The 14,633-nt window shown below is 72.8% G+C and carries 12 protein-coding genes and 1 tRNA gene; 3 read left to right on the top strand and 10 right to left on the bottom strand.

Annotated elements, in window-relative coordinates; translation table 11 throughout:
- The first annotated feature begins 88 nt into the window (after positions 1 to 88).
- Positions 89 to 751 carry a leucine efflux protein LeuE gene (gene leuE / locus CFP65_RS17305; protein ID WP_104816952.1) on the top strand — a complete coding sequence of 221 codons (663 nt, stop codon included), beginning with the start codon at positions 89 to 91 and terminating at the stop codon, positions 749 to 751.
- A gap of 90 nt (positions 752 to 841) precedes the next feature.
- Positions 842 to 915, top strand: a tRNA-Thr gene (locus tag CFP65_RS17300).
- A gap of 139 nt (positions 916 to 1,054) precedes the next feature.
- Here CFP65_RS17300 and CFP65_RS17295 read toward each other — a convergent pair.
- From CFP65_RS17295 to CFP65_RS17270, 6 genes are all read right to left on the bottom strand, one after another.
- Positions 1,055 to 1,261, bottom strand: a complete 207-nt coding sequence (locus CFP65_RS17295) for a hypothetical protein (protein WP_104816951.1) — start codon at positions 1,259 to 1,261, stop codon at positions 1,055 to 1,057.
- 119 nt (positions 1,262 to 1,380) lie between these two features.
- Entirely contained in the window at positions 1,381 to 1,962 is a 582-nt protein-coding gene (locus CFP65_RS17290) for a YbaK/EbsC family protein (protein WP_104816950.1), read from the bottom strand.
- A 101-nt stretch (positions 1,963 to 2,063) separates the two neighbouring features.
- On the bottom strand, positions 2,064 to 3,032 hold the full coding sequence (gene sbnA / locus CFP65_RS17285) for a 2,3-diaminopropionate biosynthesis protein SbnA (RefSeq protein WP_104816949.1): 969 nt from the start codon (positions 3,030 to 3,032) through the stop codon (positions 2,064 to 2,066).
- Positions 3,033 to 3,078: 46 nt separating this feature from the next.
- Positions 3,079 to 4,113, bottom strand: a complete 1,035-nt coding sequence (gene sbnB, locus CFP65_RS17280) for a 2,3-diaminopropionate biosynthesis protein SbnB (protein ID WP_104816948.1) — start codon at positions 4,111 to 4,113, stop codon at positions 3,079 to 3,081.
- Between the two features lie 197 nt (positions 4,114 to 4,310).
- On the bottom strand, positions 4,311 to 7,322 hold the full coding sequence (locus tag CFP65_RS17275) for an AfsR/SARP family transcriptional regulator (RefSeq protein WP_104816947.1): 3,012 nt from the start codon (positions 7,320 to 7,322) through the stop codon (positions 4,311 to 4,313).
- A 166-nt stretch (positions 7,323 to 7,488) separates the two neighbouring features.
- Complete coding sequence (locus tag CFP65_RS17270; RefSeq protein WP_217368167.1) at positions 7,489 to 7,944, bottom strand: hypothetical protein; 456 nt, start codon at positions 7,942 to 7,944, stop codon at positions 7,489 to 7,491.
- Between the two features lie 254 nt (positions 7,945 to 8,198).
- Between CFP65_RS17270 and CFP65_RS17265 the strand changes: the two genes are divergently transcribed.
- Complete coding sequence (locus tag CFP65_RS17265; protein ID WP_104816945.1) at positions 8,199 to 8,960, top strand: AfsR/SARP family transcriptional regulator; 762 nt, start codon at positions 8,199 to 8,201, stop codon at positions 8,958 to 8,960.
- A gap of 57 nt (positions 8,961 to 9,017) precedes the next feature.
- On the opposite strand, the gene CFP65_RS17260 is transcribed toward CFP65_RS17265, so the two are convergent.
- The 4 genes from CFP65_RS17260 to CFP65_RS17245 form a co-directional block, all read right to left on the bottom strand.
- Complete coding sequence (locus CFP65_RS17260; RefSeq protein ID WP_104816944.1) at positions 9,018 to 9,290, bottom strand: acyl carrier protein; 273 nt, start codon at positions 9,288 to 9,290, stop codon at positions 9,018 to 9,020.
- A gap of 65 nt (positions 9,291 to 9,355) precedes the next feature.
- Complete coding sequence (locus CFP65_RS17255) at positions 9,356 to 11,089, bottom strand: acyl-CoA dehydrogenase (RefSeq protein WP_104816943.1); 1,734 nt, start codon at positions 11,087 to 11,089, stop codon at positions 9,356 to 9,358.
- Positions 11,079 to 12,821, bottom strand: a complete 1,743-nt coding sequence (locus CFP65_RS17250) for an acyl-CoA dehydrogenase family protein (protein WP_104816942.1) — start codon at positions 12,819 to 12,821, stop codon at positions 11,079 to 11,081. Before CFP65_RS17250 ends, CFP65_RS17255 begins: the two co-directional genes overlap by 11 nt.
- Positions 12,818 to 14,611: a fatty acyl-AMP ligase gene (locus CFP65_RS17245; RefSeq protein ID WP_158702216.1), complete on the bottom strand. Its 1,794-nt coding sequence runs from the start codon at positions 14,609 to 14,611 to the stop codon at positions 12,818 to 12,820. The genes CFP65_RS17250 and CFP65_RS17245 overlap by 4 nt, the downstream gene beginning before the upstream one ends.
- Positions 14,612 to 14,633 lie beyond the last annotated feature (22 nt).

The following is a 14,633-nucleotide window of genomic DNA, read 5'->3' as shown; positions in this document are numbered from 1 at the left end:
CTGCTCGGTTGTTCGTGGTTCAACCGATCGGTCATCCGAATGTACGATGGTCCGCCCATCGCACTGAGGACGGCTGAGGAGCTGCACCGTGTTCGGAGTCCACGACCTGGCGACCTACGTCCTCGGCGCCCTGGTGATCGTCCTGCTGCCCGGCCCGAACTCGCTCTACGTGCTCTCGGTGGCCGCCCGGCGGGGCGTCCGCACCGCCTTCCGCGGCGCGGCCGGGGTCTTCGTCGGCGACTCGATCCTGATCTCGCTCACCGCCCTGGGCGCCACCTCGCTGCTCAAGGCCAACCCGGCGGTCTTCGCCGTGGTGAAGTTCGGCGGCGCGGCCTACCTGCTCTGGATCGGGTTCGGCATGCTGCGCGCGGCGCGGCAGCTCTGGCGCGAGCGGCGGGCCGCCGCGGCGGCAGCCGCCGCCGGCTCGCCCGTGGAGCCGCCGGCCACCGTCGAGCGGCCGTTCCGCCGGGCGCTCACGATCAGCCTGCTCAACCCGAAGGCCATCCTCTTCCTGCTCTCCTTCTTCACCCAGTTCGTCGACCCGGGGTACTCCAAGCCCGCCCTCTCCTTCATCCTCCTGGGCGGCATCCTCCAGACCTTCAGCGTCCTTTACCTGACCACCCTGATCTTCACCGGCACCGCCCTGGCCGCCGCCTTCGGTCGCCGCAAGCGCCTCTCCGCCGGGCTGACCAGCGCAGTCGCCATGCTCTTCGCCGGCTTCGCCCTGAAGCTCGCCGTCTCCTCCGCCTGACAACCCGGTACGGATCACCGGCGGAAGCCGTGTAGACTGGCCCGCGTTGCCAGTGAGGTTCCACCCTGTGGTGCCCCCGGTGCAGCGGTTGCCGCTTTAGCTCAGTTGGCCAGAGCAACGCACTCGTAATGCGTAGGTCTCGGGTTCGAATCCCGAAAGCGGCTCAGCGAAGGCCCAGGTCACGTAGTCCGTGACCTGGGCCTTTTGGTTGTGTGGCGGGGGTGGTGGCCCGGGGGCGGCGAAGGCCGCCGTAGCCCGGGGGTTCGGCTGCGGCGGCCTTCTGTCCTGGTGGGTCGGGGCGGATCAGTGGCCCCATTCCTGGTTGGCCGGCACGACCGGGGCGGCGGCCGGGGCCGGCGTGGGGTCGCCGTCGGCCAGGATGACGGCGGCGGAGCGGGCCGAGTGGTCGAGGTTCCCGGCGAGTTCGACGGCGCCCGCGGTGCAGGCGACGGTCAGGGCGAACACGGCGACGACGGTCCGCTTGACGAACTTGCTACCAGAGAGGCGCATCTCAACCCTTTTTCGACGAGGCGTGGCGTTTCCTGCTGACGAGGAAGAAGCTACGGAGCCCCGACTTCGATCCTTTATCGTTTCGTTTTCGGTCCCTCCCGAGGTCGATAACGGCGGTATCAGCACTGGTCAGCGAGGTGCGACCGGCTCCCCGCCGGGGAGTCGAACTCGCGCTCGCCGGACGGGATCTGTCGGACCGCCACCTCCTCGACAAGTGGAGCGGCCAGTTCCAGATAATCGACCGTGGCCAGCGCCACCGACTGGTCCAGCCGGCCGGCGTTGAAATAGATCTCCTCGTGCGCGAGCAGCTCCGGATCCACCACCAGGAAAAGGTCCCGGTGGAAGGAGAACGGGATGATCGAGCCGCTGACGCAGCCGGTCAGCCGCTCGGCGGTGGGCCCGTCCGCAAAGCCGGCCCGCCGGCCGCCGAAGAGCCGGGCGACGGCGTCGAAGTCGACCCGGCGGTCGCCGGCGACCACGGTGAGCGCGTACCGGACGGTCTTGCCGTCCAGCTTCACCCGCACCACGATGCACTTCGCGGCCTGCCGCACGTGGTGGCCGCGCAGCGCGCTCGCCAGGTCGGTGCGGCCCTCCGGCGGGTGGTCGATCAGCCGGTGGTCGGCGGCGGCCCCGGTCAACAGGTCGAACAGCGCGCGGTGCCCGCTCTCGACGGACGTGCTCTCCAGCAGCGCGGCGGTCATCTCGGTGCTCTCCCTCGTCGTGGTCGGGCTCGTCGTGCTCTGGGCTGGGCTGGGCTGGGCTGGTGCGTCGGGGCGGGACAACGGGCCGTGCCTCGGGCCGGTCAGACCAGCTCGGTCTGCCGCAGGGCGTGCGGGCCGTAGATGTCCTGCACCCAGTTGCTCTGGTAGACCGTGTCGAGGTACCGCTCGCCGAGGTCGGGCGAGATGGCGGCGGCGGTGAGGTCCCAGGCGTCGTGATCGGCCAGCCATTCGGCCGCCCCCGCGACGACCGTCCCGGTTGATCCGCCGAACAGGAAGCCGCGGGCGGCCAGTCGGTGGCACATCCGCACCGCGTCGACCTCCGGCACCCAGCGGACCTCGTCCACGTACTTCTCGTCGAGCATCGCCGGGCGGACGGCCGCGCCGAGGCCGGGGATCATGCGCGGGCCGGCGTCGGCCCCGAAGATCACCGAGCCGACGCTGTCCACCGCGACGATCCGCACCTTCGGCCGGTGCTCCTTGAACCAGCGGGCGCACCCCATCAGGGTGCCGGTGGTGCCGGCGCCGACGAAGAGCACGTCGAGGTCGGGGAACTGGGCGGCGATCGCGGGCGCCGTCCAGCGGTAGTGGGCACGCCAGTTGTTGGCGTTGAGGTACTGGTTGAGCCAGACGTACCGGTCGTCACCGGCCACCAGCTGGCGGACGTAGTTGATCCGGGCACCGAGCAGTCCGTCCACCGGATCCGGCTCGGTCACGGTGTGCACCCGCGCGCCGAAGACCTCCATCAGCCGCCGGGTGGCGAGGTTGCAGCGGGAGTCGGTCACGCAGAGGAAGCCGTAGCCCTTGCTGGCCGCGATCATGCTGAGCGCGACGCCGAGGTTCCCCGAGGAGGACTCGACCAGGATCGAGTCGGAGTTCAGGCGCTGGGCCCGCTCCGCCGCCTCGATCATCGACACGGCGGCCTTCTGCTTGATGGACCCGGCGAAATTCAGCCCCTCGCACTTGAGGTAGAGCGGAATTCCGACGCTGGCTCGCAGGTCGACGAACAGTTCGTTCTCACTGAAGTCTTGCGGAGCCGAGATGATCGGCACGGTCCCTCCCGGATTCGGGCACAACTGGATGAGTTCTCATCACGGATCAGCCGTATCTGCGCATCTCGTGGAAGAAGTCCTCGACGACGGCCAGCTCGCCGGCCGCGCGGACGGAGTCGTAGACGTGCTTGCCGACCGCCAGGTCGAGCACCCCGAGCCCGAACGGCGAGAAGATCACCGGGCGGTCGGCCGCCGGGGTGACCGCGCCGGTCAGCACGTCGTACAGCGTGCCGTCGACGAAGTCGCGGTGGCCGGTCTGCTGCTCGGCCAGGTGGAGCGAGGTGTCGGCCTTCAGGCTGTGCTCGACGTCGTCGACGATGTTGGTCGCCGCGAGCACCACCTCGGGGGCGAGGTCGCGCAGCGAGACGTGCAGGACCAGCGGGTTGTGCGAGAACCACTCGGGGTCGTGGATGTGCGGGGCGCCGGCCACGGTGGCGAAGACCACCAGGTCGCTGCTGCGGATGAGCGCCTCGGCGCTCTCGTGCACGGTGACCTCGCCGACCCCGTCGGTGCCCGCCAGGTAGCCGGCGAAGCCCTCCGCGTGCTCGGCGGAGAGGTCGAAGACCCCGGCGGAGTCGAAGGTCCAGTCCGTGCCGGCCAGGTAGGCGTGGATGTAGCGGGCGATCAGGCCGACGCCGATGAAGCCGATCCGGCGCGGCCGCTCCTGGCCGGCGGTGAGCCGGTCGGCGGCCAGCGCGGCCGAGGCGGCCGTCCGGGAGGCGCTGATGATGGAGCTCTCCAGGCAGGCCAGCGGGTAGCCGGTCTCGTGGTCGTTGAGGATCAGGACGGCCGAGGCGCGCGGGATCCCGGCCGCGACGTTCTCCGGGAAGCTGGAGATCCACTTCAGCCCGTCCACCCGCACCTCGCCGCCGATGGAGGCCGGCAGCGCGATGATCCGGGAGCTGGGGCGGTCGGGGAAGCGCAGGAAGTACGAGGGCGGGTTCACGGTGTCGCCCTCGCCGTGGATGCGGTAGGCCTGTTCGACCAGCTCGACCACCTCCTTCTTCCGGTCGTCGAGGACGCCGTGCACCTGGGCGCCGGATATCACGGCGAATGGGGGGGCCGTGCTGGTTGGGGACATGAGGGACTCCGTAACTCGGAATATCCGTCGGACCGCGAAGCCGCCGTTCGACTTCGCTCTCGATGTCATGCAAGCTATGCAAAACATCTAGCAGGAAGACATATATCCGCTATGGATCACGCATACTTTCTCGTCATTTCCTGAAACGCGAGAACCCCGCACCGGACATCCGGTACGGGGCTCTCGGGAGGGGCGGTTCAGCAGCCGGCCAGCTCCTTGCGGGGGGTGGGGTCGAGCTCGGCCAGGTCCTGTTCGGCGAGCTCGCGGGCGGCCGAGCCGGCCAGCCGGAACAGCTCGCAGGCGGCCTCGAGGTGACCGCGGGCGTCGGCGATCCGGCCGAGCCGGCGGCAGACCAGGCCGAGCGTGTGGCGGACCCGGCCCTCGGCCAGCGGGTTGTCGATCTGCCGCACGACCTCCAGTGCCGTCAGCAGGTCGCCCTCCGCCTCGATGGCCAGGCCCATGGACAACCTGGTCTCGCCCAGGCCGAGTTGGGCGTAGACCGTGCCGAGCCGGTCGCCCTTCTCGCGGACGATCCGGCCGGCCTCGGCGAAGGAGGCCTCCGCCAGCTCCGGCTGACCGTCCATCAGGTAGGCCCGGCCGAGCCGGTACGCGGCCTGCGCCGCCCCCCGGGTCTCGCCGATCAGGCGGGAGATCCGCATCGACTCCAGGCTGATCTCGACGGCCTCCTTCGGCCTGCCCTGGGCCAGCTCGGCCAGCGCCAGGTAGCCGAGGGCGTGCGCCTCCGAGGAGAGGTCGCCGACCTGGCGGAAGAGCTCCGTGGCCTCGGTCAGCCGCCGGCCGGAGGTGGCCAGGTCGCCCCTGGTGTGGTCGATGATCGCCAGCGCGCGCAGCGCGATGGCCCGGCCGTGCTCCTCGCCGACCTGCTCGAACAGGGCGAGCGAGGCGTCCAGGTAGGCGACGGCCTCGTCCAGGCGCAGCATCCGGGTGCGCACCGCCCCCAGGGTGGCCAGCATCACCGCCTGGCCGCGCAGGTTGCCGGTGCCCTGCGCGGCGGCGCGGGCCCGTTCGGCGCAGAGCTCCCAGTCCTCCACGTAGTTGCGGGTCTCGAAGAGCACCACGGTGGAGATGCAGAGGTCCCAGGCGAGGTCGTCCAGGCCGAGCCGGGCGGCCTGGTCGATGACCGCGATCAGCGAGAGCCGCTCGGCCTCGAACCAGTCCAGCGGGGTGGCGATCAGCTCCTCGACCAGCTCGGGTTCGACCGGGTAGCGGGGGGTGGCGCCGTGGACGATCCCGAAGTGGCCGCCGTACTCGCGCGCGTGCGCCTGCTCGGCGACGGTCAGCCAGCTGCGCAGCGCGCGGTCGCGGCCCTCGGCCTGGTCCCGTTCGCTCTCCTCCTGCAGCACCCGCTCCTTGGCGAAGAGCCGCAGCAGGTTCTGCATCCGGTAGCGCAGCTGGCCGGTGGTGTCGCCGCCGACCACCTCGAGGAGTTGGACGTCCACCAGCTGCTCCATCAGCCGCTCGGCCTCGAAGGCGTCGACGTCGAGCAGGGCCGCGCCCACCCAGGGGGTGAAGTCGGGCACGTCGACCAGGGCGAGCCGCCGGTAGAGCCGGGCCGCGTCCTTGGGCAGGTAGCGGTAGCTGAGCGCGAAGCTGGCGCGGACCCGGGATTCGCCCTGGCTGAGCTCGTCCAGCCGGCGGCGCTCGTCGGCGAGCCGGGAGACCAGGTACTTCACCGTCCAGTGCGGCTTGGAGGCCAGCCGGGCGGCGGCGATCCGCAGGGCCAGCGGCAGCCGGTCGCAGAGCTCGCCCAGCCGGGCGGCCTGCACCGGGTCGGCCTCGATCCGGCCCTCGGGCACGATCCTGGCGAGCAGCTCGACGGCCTCTGCCGGTGGCAGCACGCCGAGTTGGACCCGTACGGCGCCGTAGCGGAGCATCAGCTGCTCCAGCGGCTCCCGGCTGGTGACCACCACGCAGCAGCGGCCGTTGTTGGGCAGCAGCGGCAGGATCTGGCCGATGGTGCGGACGTTGTCGAGCACCACCAGCACCCGGCGGTCGGCCAGCACGCTGCGGTAGAGCGAGATCCGCTCGTCGAGTTCGGCCGGGATCTGCTCGCCGGGCACGCCCATGGCGCGCAGGAAGCGGCTCAGCACGTCGGCGGCGGCGGTGGGTTCGTCCGTCTCGTCGTGGCCGCAGAGGTCGGCGAAGAGCCGGCCGTCCGGGAAGTGCCCGGCGACCCGGTGGGACCAGTTCACCGCGAGCCCGGTCTTGCCGACCCCGGCGACGCCGGTGATGAAGGCGATGGCGGGCGGCTGGTCGTCGGAGCGGTCGCCGATCAGCCGGTCGAGCGCCGCCGTCTCGGCGCCGCGGCCGGTGAAGGCGGGCACGTTCGGCGGCAGGAAGGAGGGGGTCGGCCGCCCTTCGGGCGCCGGCGCGGCGGCCGCGGGCTCGGCGGGCTCGGCCTGCTCGGCGGCGGGCGCCTCGGGCGGGGTGAGCGAGGGGTCGTCCCGCAGGATCGCGTCGTGCAACTGCTGGAGGGCGGCGCCCGGTTCGAGGCCCAGCTCGTCGATGAACCGCCGGCGGCCGTCCCGGAAGGTCTCCATCGCCTCGGCCCGCCGGCCGGCGCGGTACTGGGCGAGCATCAGCGAGTGGCGCGCGTTCTCGCGCAGCGGGTGCTCCTGCACCAGCGGGGTGAGCCGGCCGATCACCTCGTGGTTCTGACCGAGGGTCAACTGCACGGCTGCGGCGCCCTCGAAGGCGGCCAGCCGTACCTCCTCGAGCCGGGCGGCCTCGTCCTCGATCTCCCGGCCGGTGACGCCGGCCAGCACCGGGCCGCGCCAGAGGCCGAGCGCGCGCTCGTACAGCGCCGCGGCCTCGGCCGTCCGGCGGCGTCCGACGGCCTGGTCGGCGGCGGCCGTCAGCTCCTGGAGTTCGAGCAGGTCGACCCGGACGACGGCGGGGTTCAGCTGGTAGCCGGGGTGGGCGGTGACGATGACCTCGTCGCCGCAGCCCTCGGCCTTGAAGGTCTTGCGGAGTGCGCCGATGCAGATCGCGACCTGGGTGCGGGCGGTGGCCGGCGGGTCCCCCTGCCAGACGGCCTCCACCATGGCGTCCACCGAGACGACCCGGCCCGGTCTCAGCAGGAGCAGCGCGAGGATCGTCCGCTGCCTCGGGCCGCCCACACCGATCCGGCGGCCGTCCACTGCGGCCGATAGCGGCCCCAGGATCCCGAATTCAACCTGGATGTCCAATCAGTCCCCCCTGATCGACAAACATGCTTCCCCGTTGAAGATCACACTACCTGCCGTACTGGAATAGTCACGTCCGGATGTGCATGTCGGGCGTTATGTCGGGGTTCCGGCGGTGATGCGAATCCCGGGGGCCGGGTGGGGGGAGGCGTGCGAACAGGGGGCGGGATCACCAATCCAGGGCGATGCGGGAAAGCAGGGCGAGGCCGCAGGCCGCCGGCAGCTCCACCAGGAGGGCCATCGCCAGGGCGGTGTACCACTCGGCGCCGCCCGCCGCCGTCATGACGTCGAACCAGGCGTCGAGCAGCAGCAGCGTCGCGGCGGCCGCCGCGGAGAGGCTGACCAGTCGGGAGCGCCGCAGCAGGAGGTAGCCGCTGACGGCCAGGCCGGCGACCTGGGCGAGGTCCATGCCGATCCAGACCACGCCCCAGTTCCTGACCTCCACCTGCCCCCGGGTCTGGGCGCCGAGCAGCAGGATCCAGCCGGCGAGCAGCACGGCCAGCGCGATCAGCACCCCGCCGACCGTCCGCCGGGATCTGACCAGCGGGGAGCCGAGCAGCGGGAACCTGAGCCGGGCGGCCCGGAGCAGCGGCGGGTCGAAGGGCGGGGTCTTGGACATGCTCACGACCAATCGTGCTGGTGGGAGGTCTGGGGACGGGCCGGGGAAGGGTACTGCCGGGGGCTGGCGCGGGTCGATATCGAGCCAATATCGAGCCGATGCAGAGGATTCATAGTCTCTGTTCCGTCGGCGGGACCCCCACGCCCCACCCGGCTCGAAGGAGCCGGTGGGACCGCCCTGTCCGGCTCTGGTTGGCAAGGCCCCACACAGTAGTCCGCGCAGCTTCTGCGAGGGCACCCGGCGAGAGAAGACGAAAGATCATGGAGTTCCGAATCCTCGGCCCCGTCCACATCTGGACCGACGGGCAGGAAGACACGCTGAGCGGCAGCAAGCAGCGCACGATGTTCGCCTCGCTGGTGCTGGCCGGTGGCCGCACGCTCTCGGACGAGCACCTGAGCCGCATGCTCTGGGACACCGCGCCGCCGAGCACGGCCGGCGCGCAGATCCACACCTACGCGTCGAGACTACGGCGCCGCCTCGGACCGGACGTGCCGCTGGTCAGGATCCGCACCGGCTACCGGCTGATCGCCGAGGACGTGGTCTGCGACCTGACCGAGTTCGGCAGCCACGCCCAGGAGGGCATGCGCGCGCTGCGCACCCAGCGGTACGAGTACGCCTCCGAGCAGCTGCGCGCGGCGCTGTCGCTCTGGCGCGGCGAGGCGCTCGCCGACGTGACCGACCACCTGGTCTTCGCCGAGCGTCCGCAGCTCGACGAGGCCCGGCTGGAGGCCCTGGAGGCCTGGATCGAGGTCGAGTTGATCCTCGGCCGCCACCGCCAGCTGGTCTCCGAGCTGACCGGCCTGGTCGCGCACTACCCGATGCGGGAGCGCTTCCGCGCCCTGCTGATGACCGCGCTCTACCGCTCCGAGCGCCAGGCCGAGGCGATGAACCTCTACCTGGACGGCCGCCGGCTGCTGGCCGACGAGCTCGGCGTGGAGCCGGGCCGGCTGCTGACCCGCACCTACGAGGGCATCCTCACCGGCGAGGTCCGGACGGTGATGCCGCACCAGCTCGTCTCCTGACGCGCGGCTCCACCAGGGGCGCGGGACCCGCAAGGGGCCCGCGCCCCTTCTCCGCATTCAGCGGGCGGCGATCAGCTCGGCCAGGTGGGCCGAGAGCGCGTCCACGGTGTCCACGTCCCAGACCAGGGTCGGGTCGACCGGCAGGTCGAGGGTGTCCTCGATGTCGCCGCAGAGCGCGAAGGCGTAGACCGAGTCCAGGCCGTACTGGGTGAGCGGGACGGAGCCGTCGATGTCGGCGGCCGGGCGCTCGAGGTAGTAGCCGACCCGCTGGGCCAGCCAGTCGCGGATCTCGGCGGGGGTCTGCGGGGTGGCGGTGATGGTGTCGGACATGGGGTGTCTCCTCGGGAGTGAGTCGGTGGTGGGGCTGGGGCCTGTCCGGCCGGACAGGCCCTGGGTCAGCCGGGAATGCGTCGTGCGGTCAGGTCGAAGAGCCGGCGGTCGTCCAGGCGCCGGACGGCGGAGCGGAACATCTCCTCCTCCACCGCCTCGCGCTCGGCGGTGGTCAGGACGGACGGCCCGTCGAGGCGTCCGACCAGGCGGTCCAGTGCGGCGGCCAGCGAGGTCTCGTCCAGCGGCGGCCGGGCGGTGTCGCGGCCGTGCCACCAGACGCCGAGGCAGGCGGCCGCCGCGAGCACCACGGTGTACCGGCCGGCCAGGGCGTAGGCCTGCGGCGAGGCGCCGATGGTGATGTCGCGCGGGGCGAGCCGGCCGCACTCCTCGCGCAGCGCGGCCAGCTCGGCGCGGAACCGGGCGGCGAGGCGGCCCACCAGGGTGTCCGGCGGGCACTGCTCGCTGATCTCCACCAGGGCCGCGCTCAGGCCGTCGCTGCGCGGCGAGCCGGCCGCCAGCGCGGTGAAGTCCAGCGGGTCGAGCGCGGTGCCGATCCGGAACAGCGCGGCCGGGGCCGAGGCGTCGGTGAACCAGGAGCGGCGGGCCAGCCGGGGCAGCTGCGGCAGGATGGTCACCTGGCAGGCGGCCCGGGAGGCGTGGCCGAACCCGGCCGGGGCCAGGTCGCGGTGCAGCTTCTGGAAGATCGCGTACCGGCCCTCGCGCAGGAAGCCCTGGGCGCCGAGCACGGTGCGCAGCTCGTCCATCGCGTCGATCAGCATCCGCGAGCCCAGGTACTTGGTGGCGGAGGCGAAGACCGCGGTCTCCGAGGGCAGCAGGTGCAGCGCCCGCAGCACCACGGTGGAGAGCGCGTCCACGGCCAGCAGGTCGGCGAAGGCCCGGGCGATCACCGAACGCACGTAGGGCAGCGCGGCGACGGTGTCGCCGTAGAGCCGCCGGTCCAGCGCGCAGCTCAGCGCCGTCCGGATGCCGCTGTCCAGGATGCCCGCGCACATCGAGGGCAGGATGGAGCGGGTGAGCTGGAAGGAGCGCAGGGCCGTCTCGATGCCCTGGCCCTCGGCGCCCAGCAGGCTGCTCGCCGGGGTCGGGCAGTCGGTGAACTCGCCGCCGCCCAGCTGCACCCCGCGCATGCCGGAGCTCGGGAACCGCGGCAGGTACTCCAGCGCGCCCTCGGGCAGGCCGTCCTTGCGGACGAAGAACTGGCTGTGGCTGCGGCTGCCGCGGGCCGGGTCGGTCCGGGTGAACACCACCAGGGCGGCGGAGCGCTGGAAGTTGGTGACCACGTCCTTGGTGCCGTTGAGCAGCCAGCCCCCGTCCGGGCCGCGGCTGCCGGCGAACTCGGCGCGGGAGAAGTCGTTGCCGTGGGCGAGCTCGTGGTAGACCGAGGCGATCTTGCGGCCGGAGAGCAGCAGCTCGGCCGCGGCCCGCTGCTGCTCGGCGGTGCCCGCGCTCCACAGGTTGACGGAGGCGATGAAGGAGCTGAAGCCGTAGCCGAGGCCGAGGCAGGGGTCGCGCCGCCAGACCGTCCGCAGGATCTCGGCCAGCCGGTCGACCTGGGTGAACCGGCCGCCGTGCTCCACCGGGACGAACTCGGCGTTCAGGCCGAAGGTGTCGAGGTAGCGCTCACCGGCCGGGAACATCTCCTGCCGCTCGTCGGAGGCGAGGATCTCGGGGTAGCCGACCGGGTTGGCCTCGTCCCAGGGGTCGCCGAGCAGGGTGTCGAGCAGGTCGGCGCGGTTCCCGGTCCCTTCGATCACGGGTACGGGGGTCTCAAGCAGCATCGGGCGTCTCCGTCGGCTGTCCGGTCGGCTGGCCGAGCGGGGTGAGCGGGGTGCCGTCGGCGACGGCCTGGGCGATCCGGTCGACCAGCTGGTCGGTGAGCCGGGTGTCCTCCTCGGTGACGGGCGGGCGGGCCTCGCCGAGCTGCTTCAGCAGGCGCAGGTGCAGCTCGCGCAGGGTGACGCGCAGCCAGAGCGCGTCCTCCCAGAGCGGGCCGGCGGCCGTGGCGGCGTTGGCCGTCCAGAGCTGGAGGCAGGCGGCGGCCGCGTACAGCGTCTCGTACGCCGCGGCGAGCTCGAAGGAGGCCATCGAGGGCCGCGGGCTCGGGCGGACGTCGGCCATCCGACGGTGCAGCTCGTCGCCGGTGGCGACCAAGGCCTTGGCCTGGCGCTGGAGTTCATCGCTCGCGCCGAGACCGGCCAGCGCCTCGACGGTGGCGGGCAGGGCCTGCACGGTGCTGCAGCCCGTCCGGGAGAGCAGGGTGAGCCGGTCGAAGTCCAGCGGGCCCGGGGCGGCGTCGAGCGCGGCGGCGCGGGCCAGCCCCTCGGCGTCGGCCGTGCCGGCGGCGAACCCCCGGACCAGCCGCGGGAACTGGTTGATCAGGGAGTTGCGGTTGACCACGGTGGAGCCGTCGAAGATGGCGACCACCTGGTGGTCGCGCTGGATCTTCTGGAACGCGCCCTCGGCGTACTCCTCGGCCAGGAAGGCCCGCGAGCCGAGCACCTCCGCCAGGTCGGTGATCACGCCGTCCACCAGGCTCGGCGCGAGCGCCTTGACCACGGCGGAGACCACGCTCATCTCACCGGTCAGGGCGTGGATCGAGCGGCTGCCGTGCACCGCCGCGGCCTCCACGGCCGCCAGCAGGGCGGCCGAACGGGCCAGTACGGCACGGACGTTGGGGCGGGTGATGAGCGGCTGCTCCTGGATGATCCGCTCCGCGGCGAAGCCGACGACGATCCGCAGTGCGTGCTCGCCGGCGCCGGCCGACAGGGCCGAGCACATTGTCCGGGTCAGCTGCAGGGCGCGCAGCACCGTCTCGGCGCCGCCGCCCTCCGCGCCGAGCAGCGCCCGCTCGGGCAGCTCGGCGCCCTCGAAGGCGATCCCGCTGATGTCCACCCCGCGCACCCCGTGCGTCCGGGCCTTCGGCAGCAGCTGGTAACTCCCCTCGCCCAGCTCGGACTTGTCCACCAGGAAGAGGCTCTGGCCGCGGCTGCCGCCCTGCTCGCCGGTGCGGGCCAGCACGGTGAGCCGGCTGCCCCGAGTGGCGTTGTTGATCGGCCACTTGGTGCCGTCCAGGGTGTAACCCGCCGCTGTGCGACGGGCGGTGACGCTGCCGGCCAGCAGATCGGCGCCGTGCTCCGGCTCGGAGAGCGCCCAGCTGATCCGCTCGCCGTCCAGGATCGCTGCCGCGGTCTGCTCGCACTGCTCCGGGGAGCCGGTCAGCCAGACCGAGACGGCGCCCAGGTAGGTCTTGCCGTGCGCCACGACCGCGCTCACGTCGCGGCGGGCGGCCGCGCGCCAGAGCCGGAACAGCTCCTCGTGGTCGTCCAACTCGCCGCCCCACTGGGCCGGCACGTAGTACGCGGGCAGCTCGAAGGCGTCGAGCCGCTCGACGATCCTCGCCGGGAACTCCTCCGCGCGGTCCAGCGCGGCGGTGCCGAGCCCGGGGCCGGCCTCCGCCTCGTCCAGCCAGCGGTCCAGCGCCTGCGAGGGGCGCAGCCGGGTGGTGCTCACGCGGCACCGCCGACCAGGACGGCCTCGGCCGGGCGGGCCTCGGCGAGCAGCCGCTCCACGGCCGGCTCCAGCTCGCAGTGGACGGAGGTCAGCTCGCCGGCCAGGAAGAGGTCCCGCATGGCGGTGCGCTGGATCTTGCCGCTGGTGGTCCGGCGGATCGAGCCGCGGCGGACCAGCACCACGTTGCGCGCCGGTGCGCCGAGCACCGCGCTGAGCCGCTGCCGCACGGCCCCCGCGACCTTCGGCAGCTCCTCGCGCGGGGTGGCCGGGGCCACCTCGTGGACCAGGACCACCCGCTCGTCCGGCGCGGGGACGGCGAAGGCCGCGCCGAAGAAGCCGGTGAGCGCCGGGCTGGCCGCGCGGGCCTCCTGCTCCAGGTCCTGCGGGAAGAGGTTGCGGCCGCGGACGACCATCATCTCCTTGAGCCGGCCGGTGATGAACAGCTCGCCGCCGATCAGGCAGCAGAGGTCACCGGTGCGCAGCCAGCCGCTGGTCGGCTCGCCCTCGGCGGGGTCGAGCACCGCGTTGAAGACCGCGTCGCTCTGCTCGGGCCGGTTCCAGTAGCCGTGGCCCACGCTCGGGCCGCGCAGCCACAGCTCGCCGATCCGGCCGGCGGGCAGCTCCCGCCCGGTCTCCGGGTCGGCGATCCGGGCCTCCAGGCCGGTCGGCACGCCGCAGCCGACGATCTGCCGGCCCTGCGCGGCGACCAGCAGCTCGCCGCGCTCGGCGGCGGCCGGGTCGACGGTCAGCACGGTCGGCTGCGGGGCCGGGGCCTTGCAGGAGACGAAGACCGTGGCCTCGGCCAGCCCGTAGCCGGGGGCGACCGCCTCGGGCCGCAGCCCGGCGGCGGCGAACCGCGCGGAGAAGGCGGCCAGGGTGGGCGCGTGGATCGGCTCGGAGCCGTTCAGCACGGACCGCAGCTTGGACAGGTCGACGGTCTTCAGCTGCTCCTCGGTGACCAGGCGGGTGCTCAGGTCGAAGGCGAAGTCCGGGCCGGCCGAGACGGTGACGTCGTAGGCGTCGAGCACCCGCAGCCACTCGATCGGCCGCTTGACGAACTCGCCCGGGGGCATCAGCACGCAGCCCAGGCCCAGCAGCAGGCCGGCGCTCAGCTGGGTGAACAGGCCCATGTCGTGGTGCATCGGGATCCAGCCGCCGAAGCGGTCCTCCGGGCCCAGCTCGCAGCAGTCGGCGAGCGCCTGGACGTTGGCGACGATGTTGCCCTGGCTGAGCATCACGCCCTTGGGCGTACCGGTCGAGCCGGAGCTGTACTGCAGCACGCCGATCGTGGTGGCCGCCGGCACGGGGGCCGTCCAGTCGGAGGCGTCCGCGTCGGCGGGCACCGGGGCGACGGCCTCGAAGGCCACCTCGCCCAGGCCCTGCCCGTACAGCCAGCCGGCCAGGGTCTCCACCTCCTCGGCCAGGGTGAGCACGAGCTCGGCCGAGCAGTCCTGGATGATCGAGCCGACCCGCCCGCTGGCGTGCGAGGAACGGCCCGGCACGGGGACGGGCACGGCCACCAGGCCGGCCAGCAGGCAGGCGGTGTACGTCTCGACGAACTCGACCGAGGTCGGCAGCGCCAGGATCACCCGGGCCCCCGGCGAGAGCCGGGCGGAGAGCTCCCGGGCGCGGACCCGGGCCCGGCGGTCGAGCTCGGCGAAGCTGAGCAGCTGCGGCGCCGGGTCGGCCGAGCCGGTGGTGACGGCGACGGCAAGGCGGTCCGGCTGGGCCGCGACCTGGGCGGTGAAGGCCGCGGCGAATGTCGCGTGGCCGGTGATGTCGATGGTCATGGGTGCCTCCTTCAGAAGGTCG

This window comes from Kitasatospora sp. MMS16-BH015 (genome assembly GCF_002943525.1).
Taxonomy (GTDB): Bacteria; Actinomycetota; Actinomycetes; order Streptomycetales; family Streptomycetaceae; genus Kitasatospora.
Note: the sequence above shows the minus strand (reverse complement) of the source record. Positions and strands in the feature narration are given on the sequence as shown.